The organism is Turicibacter faecis (genome assembly GCF_037076425.1).
Taxonomy (GTDB): domain Bacteria; phylum Bacillota_I; class Bacilli_A; order MOL361; family Turicibacteraceae; genus Turicibacter; species Turicibacter faecis.
This window is the reverse complement of the sequence record NZ_AP028127.1, coordinates 1,676,812-1,692,347: the sequence shown is the minus strand read 5'-3', so window position 1 is coordinate 1,692,347 and position 15,536 is coordinate 1,676,812. Positions and strand designations below refer to the sequence as shown.

Annotated in this window: 14 protein-coding genes and 2 other annotated features; of the genes, 12 read left to right on the top strand and 2 right to left on the bottom strand. The window is 35.7% G+C overall.

The window, feature by feature from the left end; translation table 11 throughout:
• Nucleotides 1-237 precede the first annotated feature (237 nt).
• From AACH31_RS08385 to AACH31_RS08360, 6 genes are all read left to right on the top strand, one after another.
• Nucleotides 238-1,224, top strand: a complete 987-nt coding sequence (locus AACH31_RS08385; RefSeq protein WP_161831575.1) for a hypothetical protein — start codon at nt 238-240, stop codon at nt 1,222-1,224.
• A 54-nt stretch (nt 1,225-1,278) separates the two neighbouring features.
• Nucleotides 1,279-1,419, top strand: a sequence feature (ribosomal protein L20 leader region).
• A gap of 25 nt (nt 1,420-1,444) precedes the next feature.
• Nucleotides 1,445-1,981, top strand: coding sequence for a translation initiation factor IF-3 (gene infC / locus AACH31_RS08380; protein WP_262950841.1), 537 nt, complete (start codon nt 1,445-1,447; stop codon nt 1,979-1,981).
• A 24-nt stretch (nt 1,982-2,005) separates the two neighbouring features.
• A complete protein-coding gene (rpmI, locus tag AACH31_RS08375; protein WP_161831576.1) occupies nt 2,006-2,203 on the top strand; it encodes a 50S ribosomal protein L35 in 198 nt (65 codons plus the stop codon).
• A 43-nt stretch (nt 2,204-2,246) separates the two neighbouring features.
• Nucleotides 2,247-2,606: a 50S ribosomal protein L20 gene (gene rplT / locus AACH31_RS08370; RefSeq protein ID WP_055243298.1), complete on the top strand. Its 360-nt coding sequence runs from the start codon at nt 2,247-2,249 to the stop codon at nt 2,604-2,606.
• A gap of 234 nt (nt 2,607-2,840) precedes the next feature.
• Complete coding sequence (locus AACH31_RS08365) at nt 2,841-4,085, top strand: hypothetical protein (RefSeq protein WP_161831577.1); 1,245 nt, start codon at nt 2,841-2,843, stop codon at nt 4,083-4,085.
• Entirely contained in the window at nt 4,069-5,046 is a 978-nt protein-coding gene (locus AACH31_RS08360; RefSeq protein ID WP_161831578.1) for a hypothetical protein, read from the top strand. Before AACH31_RS08365 ends, AACH31_RS08360 begins: the two co-directional genes overlap by 17 nt.
• 498 nt (nt 5,047-5,544) lie before the next feature.
• On the opposite strand, the gene AACH31_RS08355 is transcribed toward AACH31_RS08360, so the two are convergent.
• A complete protein-coding gene (locus AACH31_RS08355) occupies nt 5,545-5,721 on the bottom strand; it encodes a hypothetical protein (RefSeq protein WP_161831579.1) in 177 nt (58 codons plus the stop codon).
• A 164-nt stretch (nt 5,722-5,885) separates the two neighbouring features.
• Nucleotides 5,886-6,103, top strand: a binding site (T-box leader).
• A 1,847-nt stretch (nt 6,104-7,950) separates the two neighbouring features.
• Here AACH31_RS08355 and AACH31_RS08350 point away from each other — a divergent pair.
• The 5 genes from AACH31_RS08350 to radC all read left to right on the top strand — a co-directional run bounded on the left by AACH31_RS08350 (nt 7,951) and on the right by radC (nt 14,230).
• A complete protein-coding gene (locus tag AACH31_RS08350) occupies nt 7,951-10,587 on the top strand; it encodes a valine--tRNA ligase (protein ID WP_161831580.1) in 2,637 nt (878 codons plus the stop codon).
• 235 nt (nt 10,588-10,822) lie between these two features.
• Nucleotides 10,823-11,305, top strand: coding sequence for a PASTA domain-containing protein (locus tag AACH31_RS08345; protein WP_161831581.1), 483 nt, complete (start codon nt 10,823-10,825; stop codon nt 11,303-11,305).
• A gap of 144 nt (nt 11,306-11,449) precedes the next feature.
• Nucleotides 11,450-12,730: a bifunctional folylpolyglutamate synthase/dihydrofolate synthase gene (locus AACH31_RS08340; RefSeq protein WP_161831582.1), complete on the top strand. Its 1,281-nt coding sequence runs from the start codon at nt 11,450-11,452 to the stop codon at nt 12,728-12,730.
• 100 nt (nt 12,731-12,830) lie between these two features.
• Nucleotides 12,831-13,523, top strand: a complete 693-nt coding sequence (locus AACH31_RS08335; RefSeq protein WP_202618720.1) for a sporulation protein — start codon at nt 12,831-12,833, stop codon at nt 13,521-13,523.
• A gap of 23 nt (nt 13,524-13,546) precedes the next feature.
• Nucleotides 13,547-14,230, top strand: coding sequence for a RadC family protein (radC, locus tag AACH31_RS08330; RefSeq protein WP_304940773.1), 684 nt, complete (start codon nt 13,547-13,549; stop codon nt 14,228-14,230).
• Between the two features lie 58 nt (nt 14,231-14,288).
• On the opposite strand, the gene AACH31_RS08325 is transcribed toward radC, so the two are convergent.
• Complete coding sequence (locus AACH31_RS08325) at nt 14,289-14,642, bottom strand: DUF1622 domain-containing protein (RefSeq protein ID WP_161831583.1); 354 nt, start codon at nt 14,640-14,642, stop codon at nt 14,289-14,291.
• A 314-nt stretch (nt 14,643-14,956) separates the two neighbouring features.
• Between AACH31_RS08325 and AACH31_RS08320 the strand changes: the two genes are divergently transcribed.
• Nucleotides 14,957-15,517 carry a GNAT family N-acetyltransferase gene (locus AACH31_RS08320; RefSeq protein ID WP_161831584.1) on the top strand — a complete coding sequence of 187 codons (561 nt, stop codon included), beginning with the start codon at nt 14,957-14,959 and terminating at the stop codon, nt 15,515-15,517.
• The last annotated feature ends 19 nt before the right edge of the window (nt 15,518-15,536 follow it).

The following is a 15,536-nucleotide window of genomic DNA, read 5'->3' as shown; positions in this document are numbered from 1 at the left end:
TATCTTATCGGTTTCGATTGATATTTAGAAGGGATAATCATTAAGATGATAGGGGATAATCCCTGTAATGAAATAAAAAAACACTTAAAGGCTTAATGGCGTTTAAGTGTTTTTTTTGTCGTTGAAAGAGATTTTGTTAGCTGAAAAAGTGGAACGTTCATGGGCATAAATATAAGGGTGATGGCTTAAAATGTAAGGAATAGTTTGAGAGAGTCTTACATGATGGGGGTAACAGAAGTGATAAAAAGTTTAATCTTAGATCTAGCAATCATTGCTGTTTTTTATTTAATCGTATCAACCTATTATAAGCGTTCGTATCGTTTGAATTTGCTTCACTTGTTAATGCAATTAGCATCGATGATTTTAGCTGGCGTCCTTTCTTTTGGAATTACCACGATGCTGATGAATCGCTTTTTTTCAACCTTTGATTTTTCTTCATGGATTCCGGAAAGTTTTAGTTACGTTCTTCAACCTTATGAGCAATACGTGCTTCCGTTTATTATTTTTATGATTTTATTTATTTTGCTATTTGCCGTATTTAAAAGTTTACTCTATGTTTTTTCAGTGAACTATGAATGGGAAAACTATTTATGTCCGCAAATTAAGTTTGATCGTAAGGTGGACCATCTTTTAAGTGGATGTTTAAGTGCCTTACATGCGTATACATATCTTTTAGTCATTCTTTTTATTTTATCCTTTCCTTTGTTTGGGGTTGTCGGAAAATATTCAGTAAGCCAACTTTTGTTGCACATTAATCCGGTAATTGGGGCATTTGTCGATGATCTTTCTGAACCGTATTATAAAGTTCAAAAGGGAATGCGTTTGTTTGGGGATGAGATGGAGTTGTTATATGCTAATAATGAGGTCGATTTTGAATATTTAAAGGAATACATCGATCAAGAACCTGCGAAGCGAGTGAAGATTCAGTCTTCCTTTGAAATGATAACACCGTTATTTGCAACACCAACTGCGTATTTAAAGTTTTTTGATTATGAAACTATTGATAAAATAAGTATGAGTAAACATTTAAGACAAATGAAGAGGTATATTGACGAAGATGTGTTAACATTGGAAATTTTTAATTCTTATTATAAAGAGTTGCTTTGTAACGGAACGTATGGTAAACTAATCGAGGATCAAATCATTAATGATGAAGCTTTACAGCTATTAATGCAAAGTCCATTGTTAAATGATGATAATCTAAAAAAATTGAAGAATATTTAATACCTAGTTGACATAAACTAATTGAGGTGTTAAAATTAATAAATGTGAATATCATGTGGAAAGAAGAAGTACCCACTTCTCACCTGATCAGCTTCAGTTGATAGGTTCAAGGTCACATCGTTACGATGTTACGTGATTGTGATTTAAACGTGGGCGCTTTATCTTAGGTTATAGTGCTTGCGTTTTTCTTTTTTTCCATGAATGTTCTATAAAATTGGAGGTGCTCATCATTAGCAAGAAAAATGTAAAAAACGAGAGCTTAATCAATGAAGATATCCGTGCAAAGGAAATGTTAGTGATTGGTCCGAATCGTGAGCAATTAGGATTAATGCAACGTAAAGATGCATTACGTGCTGCTTCTGAGAAAAACTTAGATTTAGTATGTGTTGCACCACAAGCTAACCCAATTGTTTGTCGTATTATGGATTATGGTAAATACCGTTACGAACAACAACGTCACGCTCGTGAGGCTCGTAAAAACCAAACGACTGTGAGTTTAAAAGAAGTTCGTTTAAGTCCTAACATTGAGCAACACGACTTTAATACAAAGTTGAAAAATGCACAAAAATTCCTTGCAAAAGGTGATAAAGTTAAAGTAAGTGTACGTTTTAAAGGACGAGAAATCGCACACACGGAATTTGGACGTAACGTTTTAACTCGCTTTGCTGAGGGGTGCGCTGAGATTGCGGATTTAGAATCAAATCCTAAACTTGACGGACGCTCAATGTTTCTCGTTTTAGCACCAAAGAAAAAGTAGAAAAGATAAAGGAGGAACTCTACCATGCCAAAAATGAAATCTCATCGTGGAGCTGCTAAACGCTTTAAACGTACAGGATCAGGAAAATTAAAACGTTCTCACGCTTATACAAGCCATTTAGCTCATAACAAAACAACAAAACAAAAGAAACACTTAGCTAAATCAGCTGTTGTATCTAATAGCGATTACAAACGTATTAAAGATATGTTATATAGCTTATAATAATCACTAAACATTTTTCGTAACAACAAAGGAGGAACTCATTATGCCACGTGTAAAAGGTGGAGTTGTATCACGCAAACGTCGTAAACGCGTTTTAAAATTAGCAAAAGGTTATTTCGGATCTAAACATACATTATACAAAACAGCAAATGAGCAAGTAATGAAATCATTACAATACGCTTACCGTGACCGTCGTCAGAAAAAACGTGATTTCCGTAAATTATGGATCACTCGTATCAATGCGGCTGCTCGTATGAACGGATTATCATACAGCAAATTAATGCACGGATTAAAATTAGCTGGAATCGAAGTTAACCGTAAAATGTTAGCAGACTTAGCTGTTTCTGATGCTGCTGCATTCGCAACTTTAGCTAATACAGCTAAAGAAGCAATGAATAAATAATTTATTGTTTCATATTTTTTAAGAGAATAAGCATCCTTTAGGGATGCTTTTTTTTATGATTTAAATGGGTTAGTTAGATAGATATGTGGGGTGTTTTAAACGAGAGCTCATGTTTATCCGTATTAATTTGGAAGTTTTTCAATTGAAATGTTGAATCATTTTTGATCTCGATTTCACATATTTTAGAATTTGAAGAATATAATGAATTGAAATATCAAATTAGGAGGGTCTAACATGAGTTATTCATTTAATTGGGATTGTACATTACCGATCAACAACATAGCAGATATCGTATCGCTTAATATTGTGCCAAGCACAAAGGCGCACGATGAAGGAGATTATTTATCTTTACGCGGCGATGTATCGATTGATGGAGAGTACTTAACAACAGAGGGAACACAAAAAACATTTACTGAGCATATTCCACTTGATATTACTTTACCTAATAGCGGTAAAAAAGGGGATATTAATGCCGATATTACGAATTTTGATTATGATGTAAAAGGTGATAATAGTTTAGCCTTATCTTTAAATTTAACATTAGAAGGATATGACTTAGGTGATGTGGTGAAATTAGTAGATGAGGATCACCATGAAGAGGACTCTCAAACACAGGCCCCTGTGATGTTTAATAAAGGTGCCGAAGTTGCTAAGTCTGAGGTTTGTGAAGTTGTGGAAGTAGAACCTGCAGTTGAGGAAGTGAACGAAATCGAAGTAGTAGAAGATGATTCGGATTATATCGATTTTGACGAGGTTGTATTCGATCATCAACCGATGCACGAGGCTATTGATCCAATGTTAGCTGAAGAGCGTAAAGAAGCTTTAACTGATAAGATTAAAAAAGTGATTGAGAAGCAAACAGCTACTGTTTCTGATTCAACCGTGGAAAATGTAGTAGAACCAACGAAAGAGACTGAAGTAACGGTTGTAGAACCAGTGGTCGGGGAAGAAGTTAAGGTAGAAAAAGAGCATCATAAGGCTGTTCCAGAAATTCCAGTGGTTCACCAAGAGGTAGAGGTTGAAGAGACAGATGAAGTGTTACCATTTCCAATCAAGAAAGAGAACGCTGCAGAAGTCACAGTGAAACCTCAACAGAAATCAGAAATTTTTGATATGTTATACTCATTAGAAGGGGAACATCCAATTACAAATGATTCAGTAGAAGACGTTGTGGAAACAGTTGTAGAAGCAACACAACCAGTAGAAGAAGCAGAGTTGCTTGAAGTGGCAGAAAAGATGGAAGAATTAGCCCCTAATACGTCAGTTTCAGTTGTTTCAAATGAAGATTCAATTGCTAATCAATTTTCAGATGGGGAAAGCATTTTAAAAATCATTTTTGTTCAAGAAGAGGAAACAACGATCACAAATATTTGCACAAAGTATGGGGTGTCAGAAAAAGAAATTTATAATAAGGATGAGTTGGCTACACCATTACGCTGTGGAGATCGTGTGATGATTAACTATGGCAAATTACGATGAGATAAAGGAATTTGTTCAGGCCCATTATAATTTAGTAATTGAATCGATAACACCGATTACGCAAAAATCTATGAAAATTAGAGCGACTAATCACGAGTATTTGTTAAAAGTCGCTAGTGGGAATGATGAGTTTATTATGAAGCAACTTTTTGCGTATAAATCGTTGTCACATAATATATTACCTATTTATCGCACAAGGGATAATAAGCACTGCGTCCCTTGGCGCGATCATTTTTTTTACCTCACGGACTATGTTCAGACTATCCCACTTCCGCTTGAGCAACAGATTCACTATTACATTGAATTACTTGGGAAACTACACGCTGAAACAGCGTTAGAAGTCGATGTGCGTGATGATGAGCTGCAACGTATTTATAATAAAGATTATAAGAGGTTACAAGATAGTTATGATGCGTTGCAAAAAAATATGGAGGCTTTTGAGTTGAGGCAGGATCGCTCTCCTTTTGAGTGGTATTTTATGATGGTCTATCCCATGTTGTATACGATGTTGCATCATGCTCATGATGAGTTAAAGAAATTTTATGATTTAATCAAGAAAGATAAAAAAATGCCGATTAGTTTAATTCATGGGGATGTAAATGTTGCTAATTTATTAGTAACTGAAAAGTCGTCCTATTTAATTAACTTTGAAAAGAGTATGTTTTCTATTTCCTCTGTCGACATGTGTTTGTTTTTAGAAAATTATCATCAAGTCCCAGGGTTGCATTCCATTATTTTAGATTACGTAAAAAATGAGAAGGTTCAAGCGCTGCGACACTATTTCTTTTTTCGATCACTTTGTATTGACCTAGAGGAATTAAATCAAAATTTACAGGATCATTCGCTCATTAATATTGCGTTATTAAATGAGTGTATCGCCCCCCACTTAATGGCTTTGCAGGTGTATGACCAATTTAATGCACCGCCGCCGAGTTCAACAACCGGAACGAAGTCATCATAAATGAATCTCCTCTGTTATGAAAAATGGGGATAGGTGGTTGCTTTATAAAAATTTTCGGCTGAGTAACCGCTGATGATTCGTGTGAGGGAAAGTTTATCAAAGGCAAAGGGTTATTCTGTTTGTATATTAGCTATGAAAAAAGTAATTGGAATTGAATGTTCTTCCGATTACTTTTTTTGTATGGATGAAAAGGAGGGGACTTTTCATTCGTATGACAGTGGATTTGATCGTTTAAATGTTCCATTGTCGTGATAAGGAATCCTTATTTAACGGTCATTAATCGAATGGAGTTAGCGATGACAGTTTAGCTACCATTGTTTGAAGGGCTGTTGCTTAAAGGATAGAAGGAGAAAGGGAGAATTAGAACGTTATCGAATCAATTGATTCTAGTGAAACGATAGTTAGAACGCAAAAAGCAATCGTTCAATGAGGCGAAACGATTGCTTTTTAAAAAGGCTACAGACCTGGAGTCATGGCCTACTTTTATGTTAGGCTGAATTAGCAAATCCACCACAAAAGTCCGAGTAATCCTCCAAGAATCATGAGCATTACAAAATCAAATTGGGAAAATGAAAAAATGATTAAATAAAGTTGATAGAAAAATAAAACAGAAATAATTGAGCGAAGGGATTGCAAATAAGCTCTAAACCCTCCACCCCGCTGATAGCGTCCCATATTTTCACCCCCTATGCTATAGTCTATGCGGACAGGAAACGGAGTATCAATTCGTTTTCACAAAAGAAAATAAATATTTTTCGTGTAGAAGGTTATAAAATTTTTGACTAACTCTTGAATAAGGAGGCGGATTATAGTAGAATATCAGTGTATATAATGTGATATAAAAAACGATGATCAGGAGGAGTAAAAGTTTCCTTCACATTCTAGAGAGAGGTTTCATAGCTGAAAGAACCTTATGTGATCACTTTGAAGTAGCCTGTGAGTTGAGTTTCTGAAATAAAAGTAGGAAATTTCGTTTACTGCGTTAAAGTTTAGAGAGGTAGGTTTTTGAACCTGCAAACAAGGTGGTACCGCGGAATAGTAGCATTTCGTCCTTAGTTATAGGGCGGAGTGCTTTTTTTTGCGGCTTGATAATAACAGATAACGTCCTTGAATTGCTACGATATCGGTATAAAGCTTAATTCATCATAAATAAGGAAAAGGATAGATTCTCCCACCATGTTCTTCTAAAAATCACGGAGTAAGGTTCTAAGGTTGGTTTTTGAAAGAGTACTAAAGAATTTATTGATGACTTATGACGATTAAGATTTTAACAAAATAAAAAACTTTCTTTAAAACGAAGAGTGATGATTCCAATTATTTAAAAGAGCAATCGTTTTCCTTTTATTTAAAAAAGGCGCTGATAAATAAAGGAGTCTGACATTCAGTGAGAGACCTTTTAAATACGAGTTACAAAGATAAAATATGAGAGCCAAAATCCAGGTGGTGCTTATATTCTCACTTTTTTTGAAGGAGAAACTGCTTAAAAAGAGGATTAAATGAAGACGTGTTAAATAGGAGCTAGTATAAGTCCAAAATCCAGGTGGTATTTATAAAATCGAACCTATTTAACCTATTAAAGAATTTTAAGTCTGGTTCATCATAATCGAACGGATTAAAGGAAAAGGTGTTAGGGTGATGAAGTGTAACATGAAAGCTAAAATCCAGGTGGTTTTCTTCACTTTAAACCTTAAATCCATATCGATAAGAGAAATATTTTTAACGAAGAAGTTTGGAAGTTAATTTTTCATCGTATGTTTATAAATCCAAAATCCAGGTGGTTTTATAATGATTCATTCATGATGAATGATAGTTCATTTAGAAAAGAGTCAGGATTTATTTATCAAAATGTAGAGGTCCAAAATCCAGGTGGTACTTATCAACGTTTAAGTAGTAAATTCTTCCCTGCTAAATGAAGAAAAACGATAGAGATTTACTTCAATAAGATTTTATTTTTCCAAAATCCAGGTGGTTCAAATAAAATCTATAGATCTTTTTTGTCTATAAAATGAGTATTATCGTTATTTTGATGAGAAAATGTCTTTAAAATGGCAGGATGAACCCTAGCAAACGGTTCCTTTTGAATCAAATGGATTATAATGACTAGTTAATTAATTCTATGTCCCAACTTTAATCGAATATCTTGTGGGCAGATGGTCTCTTTTTAAAAATAATTAGGTGAGTGAAAAAAGTTAATCGAAATAAACGTATTAAAAAGAATAATCGCTTGAATCAGTTTTGACCTTTATGTGAAGGTGAATATTTTTTAATTGATAAGTCCAAAATCCAGGTGGAATGAATCATTAATTTAAGAGGGACGAAATATTTTTAAATCATTTAGGTAATCGTCATAGTGGTTTTAATGATTGTTTTTTAAAGGACCGATTAACTCTTGAACGGATACTAGCGTATTCCTATCAAGAAAGAAACACGAGATAGACAAAAAGGCTTATTTTCATGAGATTTAAGAATCTTACGTCCATTTTCATTGATTTCAAAAAATATGAAAAATATTTTTAATTAAAAGCAAGCATTTAACAATGAGACATCATCCATTTTTTGATTCGTCATGCGCGTTCACCACGCGTCATAACGGGTTATTCCCATTTGATTAGGAATCTAATTCATTCATTTGATAGAATAAGCACACTCACCATGTGTAAATTCAGATTATTCCAACCTAATCAAAAAGAAATCCATCCATTCTCCTTGTTTTATTGAACAAGGTGATTATTCCAATCGTCATTGTTTAGTGCTGAGGTTTAGTTAAAGAGTATTTTTTATTGTTTTTTAGATAGGGTGACGATGGCCGAGGAATCTTGAGGAAGTGGGGATAGCCTACTTTGTTTATATAGGCCTGTTGTTTCAAATAAAACGCTAGTCACACTATAATAAGGAGGACCAAAAATGTCAAAAAACTTGGCACCTAAGTATAATCATTTAGAAGTAGAAAATGGTAAGTATGCATTTTGGTATGAGCAAGATTGCTTTAAAGCTCAACCTCAATCGAATAAACCTAAGTATACGATTGTAATCCCACCACCTAATGTAACAGGAAAATTACATTTAGGGCATGCTTGGGATACTTCATTACAAGATATTATTATCCGTATGAAACGTATGCAAGGATACGATGCGTTATGGTTACCAGGAATGGACCATGCTGGAATCGCGACTCAAGCGAAAGTAGATGCGCGTTTAAAGGAGCAAGGTGTTTCACGTTATGACATTGGTCGTGAAGCATTTTTGGAGAAAGCATGGGAGTGGAAAGAAGAGTATGCCGGATTTATTCGCCAACAGTGGGAAAAAATGGGGCTATCTTTAGATTATTCACGTGAGCGTTTCACCTTAGATGAAGGTTTATCAAAGGCTGTTCGTAAAGTCTTTGTTCAATTATATGAAAAAGGGTTAATTTATCGTGGTGAGCGTATTATTAACTGGGACCCAGCAGCACGTACCGCTTTATCAGATATTGAAGTTATCCATAAAGAAATCGAAGGAGCTTTCTATCACTTTAAATATATGATTGAAGGAACAACTGATTTCTTAGAAGTAGCAACCACTCGTCCAGAAACGATGTTTGGGGATGTTGCGGTAGCTGTTCATCCAGAAGATGAGCGTTATAAGCACTTACTAGGTAAAAACGTATTAATTCCGGGGAATAACAAGCCGATTCCGGTTATTGCTGATGAGTACGTTGAGATGGATTTCGGAACGGGAGCTGTTAAAATTACTCCGGCACATGATCCAAACGACTTTGAAGTTGGAAATCGTCATGATCTTGCACGCCCAATTTGTATGAATCTAGATGGAACAATGAATGAGCTTGCTGGTAAATATAGCGGAATGGACCGTTTTGAAGCACGCCGTCAGTTAGTAAAAGATTTAGAAGAAGCGGGATTAGTCGTTAAGATTGAAAAACATGTGCATTCGGTTGGACACTCAGAGCGTACAAATGCAATTGTTGAACCGTATTTATCAACGCAATGGTTTGTTAAGATGGAAGAATTAGCTGCTCGTTCAGTTGCTAATCAGTCAACGAGCGATAAAGTTAACTTTGTTCCGGACCGCTTTGAAAATACATTCTTACGTTGGATGGAGAATATTCATGACTGGTGTATTTCACGTCAATTATGGTGGGGACATCAAATTCCGGCTTGGTATCATAAAGAGACGGGAGAAATGTATGTAGGTGAGGAAGCACCTGCTGATTCAAGTCAATGGACACAAGACGAAGATGTTTTAGATACATGGTTCTCATCAGCATTATGGCCGTTTACAACACTTGGGTGGCCAGATGTTTCTTCAGAAGACTTTAAAGCCTATTTCCCAACGGATACGCTTGTTACAGGGTATGATATTATTTTCTTCTGGGTATCACGTATGATTTTCCAAAGTTTGGAGTTCACTGACCAGCGTCCATTTAAGAATGTTCTTATTCACGGATTAGTTCGTGATGCTGAAGGACGTAAGATGAGTAAATCATTGGGTAACGGGGTTGACCCAATGGATGTTATCGAAAAATATGGAGCGGATAGTTTACGCTATTTCTTAACGACAAACTCGGCTCCAGGCCAAGATTTACGTTATATCGAAGAAAAAGTAGAGTCTACATGGAACTTTATTAATAAGATTTGGAACGCTTCTCGATTCGTTATTATGAACTTAGATGGAATGACGTGCGAGGATGTTGATTTATCTCAAGCTACATTAAACGTTGCTGATCAATTTATTTTAGGACGTTTAAATGAAACGATTGAAGCAATTAATTATAATGCGGATAAGTTTGAGTTTGGAGAAGTTGGACGTCATCTTTATAACTTTATCTGGGAAGATTTCTGTAACTGGTATATTGAAATGGCTAAGTTACCATTACAAGGTGATGATGAACAAGCCAAACATTCAACGCGTATGGTATTAACGTACGTATTAGAATCAATTGTTAAATTATTACATCCATTTATGCCATTTGTGACAGAAGAAATTTACCAAATGATTACTCGCGAAAATACAGCTTGTGCAGTTGCTTCATGGCCAGTTGTTAAAGAGGAATATAATCATTCAAAAGCCATGACTGATTTTACTTTATTAATGGATATTATCCGAAGTGTTCGTAACATTCGTGCGGAAGTTGAAGCGCCGATGAGTAAACAAATTCGTATTTTCATTAACGCGAAGTCAGAAGAGGCATTAGAAAATTTAACGACAAACCAAGCCTATTTACAACGTTTCTGTAATCCAAGCGAATTAGTTATCGAAAAGGGATTAACGGTAGATGAGGAAACAATGACTGCCGTTGTAACGGGAGCGGATATTTTCTTACCAACTGATGGATTAATCGATGTTAGTGCGGAGATTGAGCGTTTAAATGCTGAATTAAAGAAATTAGCTGCAGAGGTTAAACGCGGAGAATCAAAGTTGGCAAATGAGAAATTTGTGGCGAAAGCACCTGCCCATTTAGTAGAGGAAGAACGTCATAAACTCTCAGATTATAAGGAAAAATACGCAACAGTTGAAGCTCGTTTATTACAACTTCAAAAATAATTTTTACAAAAAAAGCTTTCGGTCATTGACCGAAGGCTTTTTTTGTATGAATCAGGTAGAAAGGTTGGGAAGTCCTTTAAAAATGCTACATTAGTTGATAAAATTATAGATAAGTCTGACTATATTTTTATAAGAAAAAACCTTTTAAATAATGATTAAAGGAAAAGGATGTAGAAAGTGAGTTTCGCTTTATGACTAAAAAGATAACTAATTAAATGAATAAGGATGTGAGGGTATGAAAAAGAAAAGAAAAAAGTACCGGCTAAATGCAAGGTTTTATTGTCTCGTATTAAGCCTTGGTATTATTGTTGCACTTTTTATGAATGTGAGTGCAACGCTCCGACTCAATACGATTCCAAATTTCCATGGATGGTCGACGAAGAAGGTCATGCAGTATGAAAAAGATCATGAAAATATTTTAATGATTTACGACTTGGAGTATTCTTATGATGTGATACAAAACTGTGTCATTGAACAATCGATTAAACCACGAACAAAAATTAGCAATGATCCATTAATTTTAACATTGAAGGTTTCTAAAGGTCGGCCTATCATGGAAGACTTTATTGGAAAGAACTTAAAGGATGTCGAGGAATTTGCTAATCATTATGAATTGAATCTTAAGGTTAAGGGAGAAGAGGGGATTATTTCATCCCAGACGATTAAGGCGGGGGAAGTTTTATCAAGGGGAATGACACTCTCAGTCACGTTAAAATAGGATATAGGGCCCAAAAAACTTTTCATGTTTTATCGCTAACCCGAGATGAGTGAAGAGGAAATTTAGTGTACTTGTCTGAATGTAGAATGGATTTTACGGATAAAAATTAATCGAAACTAGATATCAATAAAGGAAGTGATGGTTATGTTTACACATGGGAGCGAGGTTATTGGTTGGATTAATGGCCAGTTAAGGTTTGGTATTCGTCCGGGACTTTCTCGAATGAAAGAAGCGTTGAAACAATTGAATCAGCCGCATTTAAAGGTTCCGACGATTCATATTGCAGGAACAAATGGAAAAGGGTCGACGGTTACCTATTTGCGATGTGTTTTAGAGGAAGCAGGGTATCGTGTAGGAACCTTTACGTCTCCGTATATTGAGACGTTTAATGAGCGTATTTCATTAAATGGAAGACCGATTAGTGATGAAGACCTTGTTAAATGTGCGAATCGAATTTACTCAGTTGTTGATTTAATAAATCAATCTGATTTAGGTCCGTTTACCGAGTTTGAGATCATAACCTTACTTGCTTTTGTTTATTTTGAAGAGGCCGACGTTGATGTGGTTATCTATGAAGTTGGATTAGGGGGGCGTTTAGATGCTACAAATGTGATTAAGCCGATGGTTTGTGGTATTACAAATATTGGTTTGGATCATGAGCAGATCTTGGGCTCTGCACGGACTCAAATTGCCTATGAGAAGTTAGGGATTGTGAAGCAAGGGGTGCCACTTATTACGACGGAAGAAGATCAGGAAGTTTTAAAAGTATTTGAGGAGGTAACTGCTAAACGTCAATCCCCCCTTATTAAGGCTTTAGAACTTTATCAACCGACCGAAATCTCCTTAAGTGAAAATGGGGTTACTTTTGATTGGCCCTCTCTAAACAGGGTACAATTATCTATGAAGGGGGAGCATCAGGTTAAAAATGCGACGTTAGCTTACGCCATCCTTAAATTTTTAAAAGAAAAAAGGAAATGGGATATTTCTAGCGTAAATATATATAGGGGGATGAAATTGGCCTTTTGGGCTGGCCGTTTTGAGAGGGTGAGACAACATCCACCGGTTATTTTAGACGGGGCGCATAACGTAGAAGGGATGAAAAATTTGTGTGAGACCCTTTCGAAACTTTATCCTATGAAACGAAAGATCTTTATCGTAAGTATTCTTAAGGATAAGGATGCTCATGAAATGTTCAAATTTTTGGCTGATGTGGCCGATGAGGTCTATTTTACGACCTTTGATTATCCGCGTGCCCAGTCAGCACGTGCGCAATATGAGTTGTTTAATCGATCAAATGCTAGCTATGAGGAAGATTTTAAAGGGTTGACTGAATCTGTAATGGGAAGACTTGGCGAGGGGGATTGCTTAGTCATTACAGGATCATTGTACTTTATTTCAGAGGTGCGAAAATTAGTATGTGCTTGAGATTTAGACAATTTTCTTGATTGTCATCTGATATGATGAAACAACAATATAGACGTAGTAATATTAGAAGTAATGAGTGAAGATGATAGGTGGGAATGAGATGAAAGGAAAGAAATTAAAGACTATTATTTCGAAGATTGATTTTAAAAAGGCACGGCCGTTTATTTTATTAACAGTGATTTTTACGGTGCTAGGATTGTCGTTTGGGAAGGCACTTGATACGTTCTTAGTTCGTACGGATGATTCAAAAGAAGTCGTAGAAGTTAAGAATGATGAGACAAATCCTGCAAGTGATTCACAAGAAGAAAAGGAAGCGAGTAAGGACGGCGATAAAAAAGATAAAAAGGAAGAAAAGGTTGCTGAAAATAAAATTTTTATTATGCAGCATGGGGTTTATGAAACATATGATAATGTGTTGAACCTGGCAGGGGAGTTAAAACAAATTGGTTACAATTATGGAATTTTAAAGGTGGATGGAAAATACTCGGTATTTTCTTATATTGGCGGGACAAAGGATAGTCTAGCACCGGTTAAGGAACAGCTAACAGAAAAGAAAATTGACTCCTTTATCAAGGAAGTTGAGGTTCCTCTAGATGACTTAAAATGGAATTACTTTGTTCAGGCAGTTAAACAACGGCCATATGAGATGGATGCAGAGTTTATCCAAACGTTTACAGATGATGAGATGCATATCTGGGGGTACTATGTGACACTCGCTACCTCATCTTTTGAAGCAAACTCGCCTGAGCGACAAAAGATGTTATTAGAAATTTATCAATGGTTAAATGGATAAGAATAGGATGTGATTAATTCAAAATGGAATCGTTTATGATCCGTGATTTACCCTACGAAGAACGACCGAGAGAGCGATTATTATTGGAGGGCGCACATTATTTATCTAATGCAGAATTGTTGGCCATTTTACTTCGAACGGGAAGTAAAGGTCAATCGGCATTAGCTATCGCGCAGAAACTTTTAAGGCAGTCTGAGGGCTTGAAGTTTCTAAATGAAATGACGGTTGAAGAGTTAATGAGTATTCAGGGAATCGGGGAAAGCAAGGCTATTCAGATTTTGGCAAGTATCGAACTTGGAAAACGAATTAGTAAAGCGAGTCATATTAAACAAGATTCTATTTTGTCTCCTGAGGATTGTGTCTCTTTTTTAGCAGCAGATATGAAACATTTAACACAAGAACATTTTATTGTCTTATTTTTGGATACTAAAAATTATATTATTGGTCAGAAGACGATTTTTATTGGATCCTTAAATAAGGCTATTGTTCATCCGAGGGAGGTTTTTAAAGAGGCGATTAAGCGATCATCTGCTTCTGTTATTTGTGCTCATAATCATCCGAGTGGGGATGCCACCCCATCTCAACAAGACATTCAGCTAACCCATCGGTTGTATGAGGCAGGGGAATTGATAGGAATTAGATTGCTTGATCATCTTATTATTGGAGATAATCAATTTACAAGTTTAAAGGAAAAAGGATATCTTTAATGAAAGAAACTCGTAGGTTAATCACTATTCAGTGAGATAATCGCTACGAGTTTTCTTTTTATTCTTTGTTTTCATGAAGGTGCTTCTGTTTTTCATCCTGACGAATTTCCCATTCAATAACAATGGTCATCAGGACACGAAGTAGGAAAATAGATCCGAGAATGATAAGTTCATTAAGACTTTGGATAAGTACTGTTTTTAAAATCTCGGCTGCTAATTTAAACTCAAGACCGGTTGCCATTGAGTTAGCAAATTGGTGTTTTGTCGGATAATGGTCCTTGAAAATAAGTGTTTTCATGTAATGATAGAACGCACGGAATGCGCCGAGCGTAATGATGAAAATGCCCATGGCTTCAAGGATTTGAATAATATAAGGTAAAAATTGTTCAATAAAATGTTCCAATGGTGACATACAGTTATTCCTTCCCAAGATAATCGAATCTTAGTCATAGTTTTCCTATTATAAAAAGTGTTTATACGATAAATTTATAGTTATAGAAATAAAAGTAGCTATTAGTGGACGGAAGAAGAGGGGGGGCTTATTTATTTAGAGGAAGAGGTAATATTGATGGTTGAATGCCCACGTTTGGCATAGAATATAAAATGATGTGATTGATGGAAATCTCATTTTAACGTTTATATAGGAATTTGGATTGTTTATAGTCATAAATTTTATGATGAGTGAGAAACTTTCATGGATGTCATGTTTAGAGGGGAGAGTTTTAAATGAAGCATATAGGAACATGTCCATTACACACGCCGAGGTTATATTTAAGACGCTTTGAGGTGAGTGATGCTCAGATGGTATTTAATAATTGGAGTAGTGATGAAGAGGTGGCAAAGTTTGTGGCTTGGGCGCCGCATGAAAACGTAGAGATGACGCAACGCATTTTAGAAAGTTGGGAGCGGGCCTATCAATTAAAGGATACCTACCAATGGGCGATTGTTGATCGTGAAAATCAAGAAGTGATTGGTTCAATCTCACTTTTTCAATTTCATCGACGAGGAAGAAAGTTTTATTGCGAGTTAGGATATTGTTTAGCAAAAAATTATTGGAATAAGGGGTTAGCTACTGAAGCCGCCCATTGTGTATTAAGCTTTGCCTTTTTTGATGTGGGAGTTGATGTAGTGACAGCGAAGTATGATGTTTTGAATAAAGCTTCTGAGCGAGTGATGCAAAAGATTGGAATGACGCGTGATAAATATATTCGTCGTGCCGTGTTGACTGAAAGGCGTGGATGGGTAGATTGCGAGACTTACTTCATTTTAAAAAAGGATTTTAAATAAAAGGAGATACTTCTTTTTT

Excerpts from the sequence above, each read along its gene's own strand:
- rplT (WP_055243298.1), top strand. The coding sequence starts at position 2,247 with ATGCCACGTGTAAAAGGTGGAGTTGTATCACGCAAACGTCGTAAACGC.
- AACH31_RS08365 (WP_161831577.1), top strand. The coding sequence starts at position 2,841 with ATGAGTTATTCATTTAATTGGGATTGTACATTACCGATCAACAACATA.
- radC (WP_304940773.1), top strand. The coding sequence starts at position 13,547 with ATGGAATCGTTTATGATCCGTGATTTACCCTACGAAGAACGACCGAGA.
- AACH31_RS08335 (WP_202618720.1), top strand. The coding sequence starts at position 12,831 with ATGAAAGGAAAGAAATTAAAGACTATTATTTCGAAGATTGATTTTAAA.
- rpmI (WP_161831576.1), top strand. The coding sequence starts at position 2,006 with ATGCCAAAAATGAAATCTCATCGTGGAGCTGCTAAACGCTTTAAACGT.
- AACH31_RS08340 (WP_161831582.1), top strand. The coding sequence starts at position 11,450 with ATGTTTACACATGGGAGCGAGGTTATTGGTTGGATTAATGGCCAGTTA.
- AACH31_RS08320 (WP_161831584.1), top strand. The coding sequence starts at position 14,957 with ATGAAGCATATAGGAACATGTCCATTACACACGCCGAGGTTATATTTA.
- AACH31_RS08345 (WP_161831581.1), top strand. The coding sequence starts at position 10,823 with ATGAAAAAGAAAAGAAAAAAGTACCGGCTAAATGCAAGGTTTTATTGT.
- AACH31_RS08355 (WP_161831579.1), bottom strand. The coding sequence starts at position 5,721 with ATGGGACGCTATCAGCGGGGTGGAGGGTTTAGAGCTTATTTGCAATCC.
- AACH31_RS08350 (WP_161831580.1), top strand. The coding sequence starts at position 7,951 with ATGTCAAAAAACTTGGCACCTAAGTATAATCATTTAGAAGTAGAAAAT.
- AACH31_RS08325 (WP_161831583.1), bottom strand. The coding sequence starts at position 14,642 with ATGTCACCATTGGAACATTTTATTGAACAATTTTTACCTTATATTATT.
- AACH31_RS08360 (WP_161831578.1), top strand. The coding sequence starts at position 4,069 with ATGGCAAATTACGATGAGATAAAGGAATTTGTTCAGGCCCATTATAAT.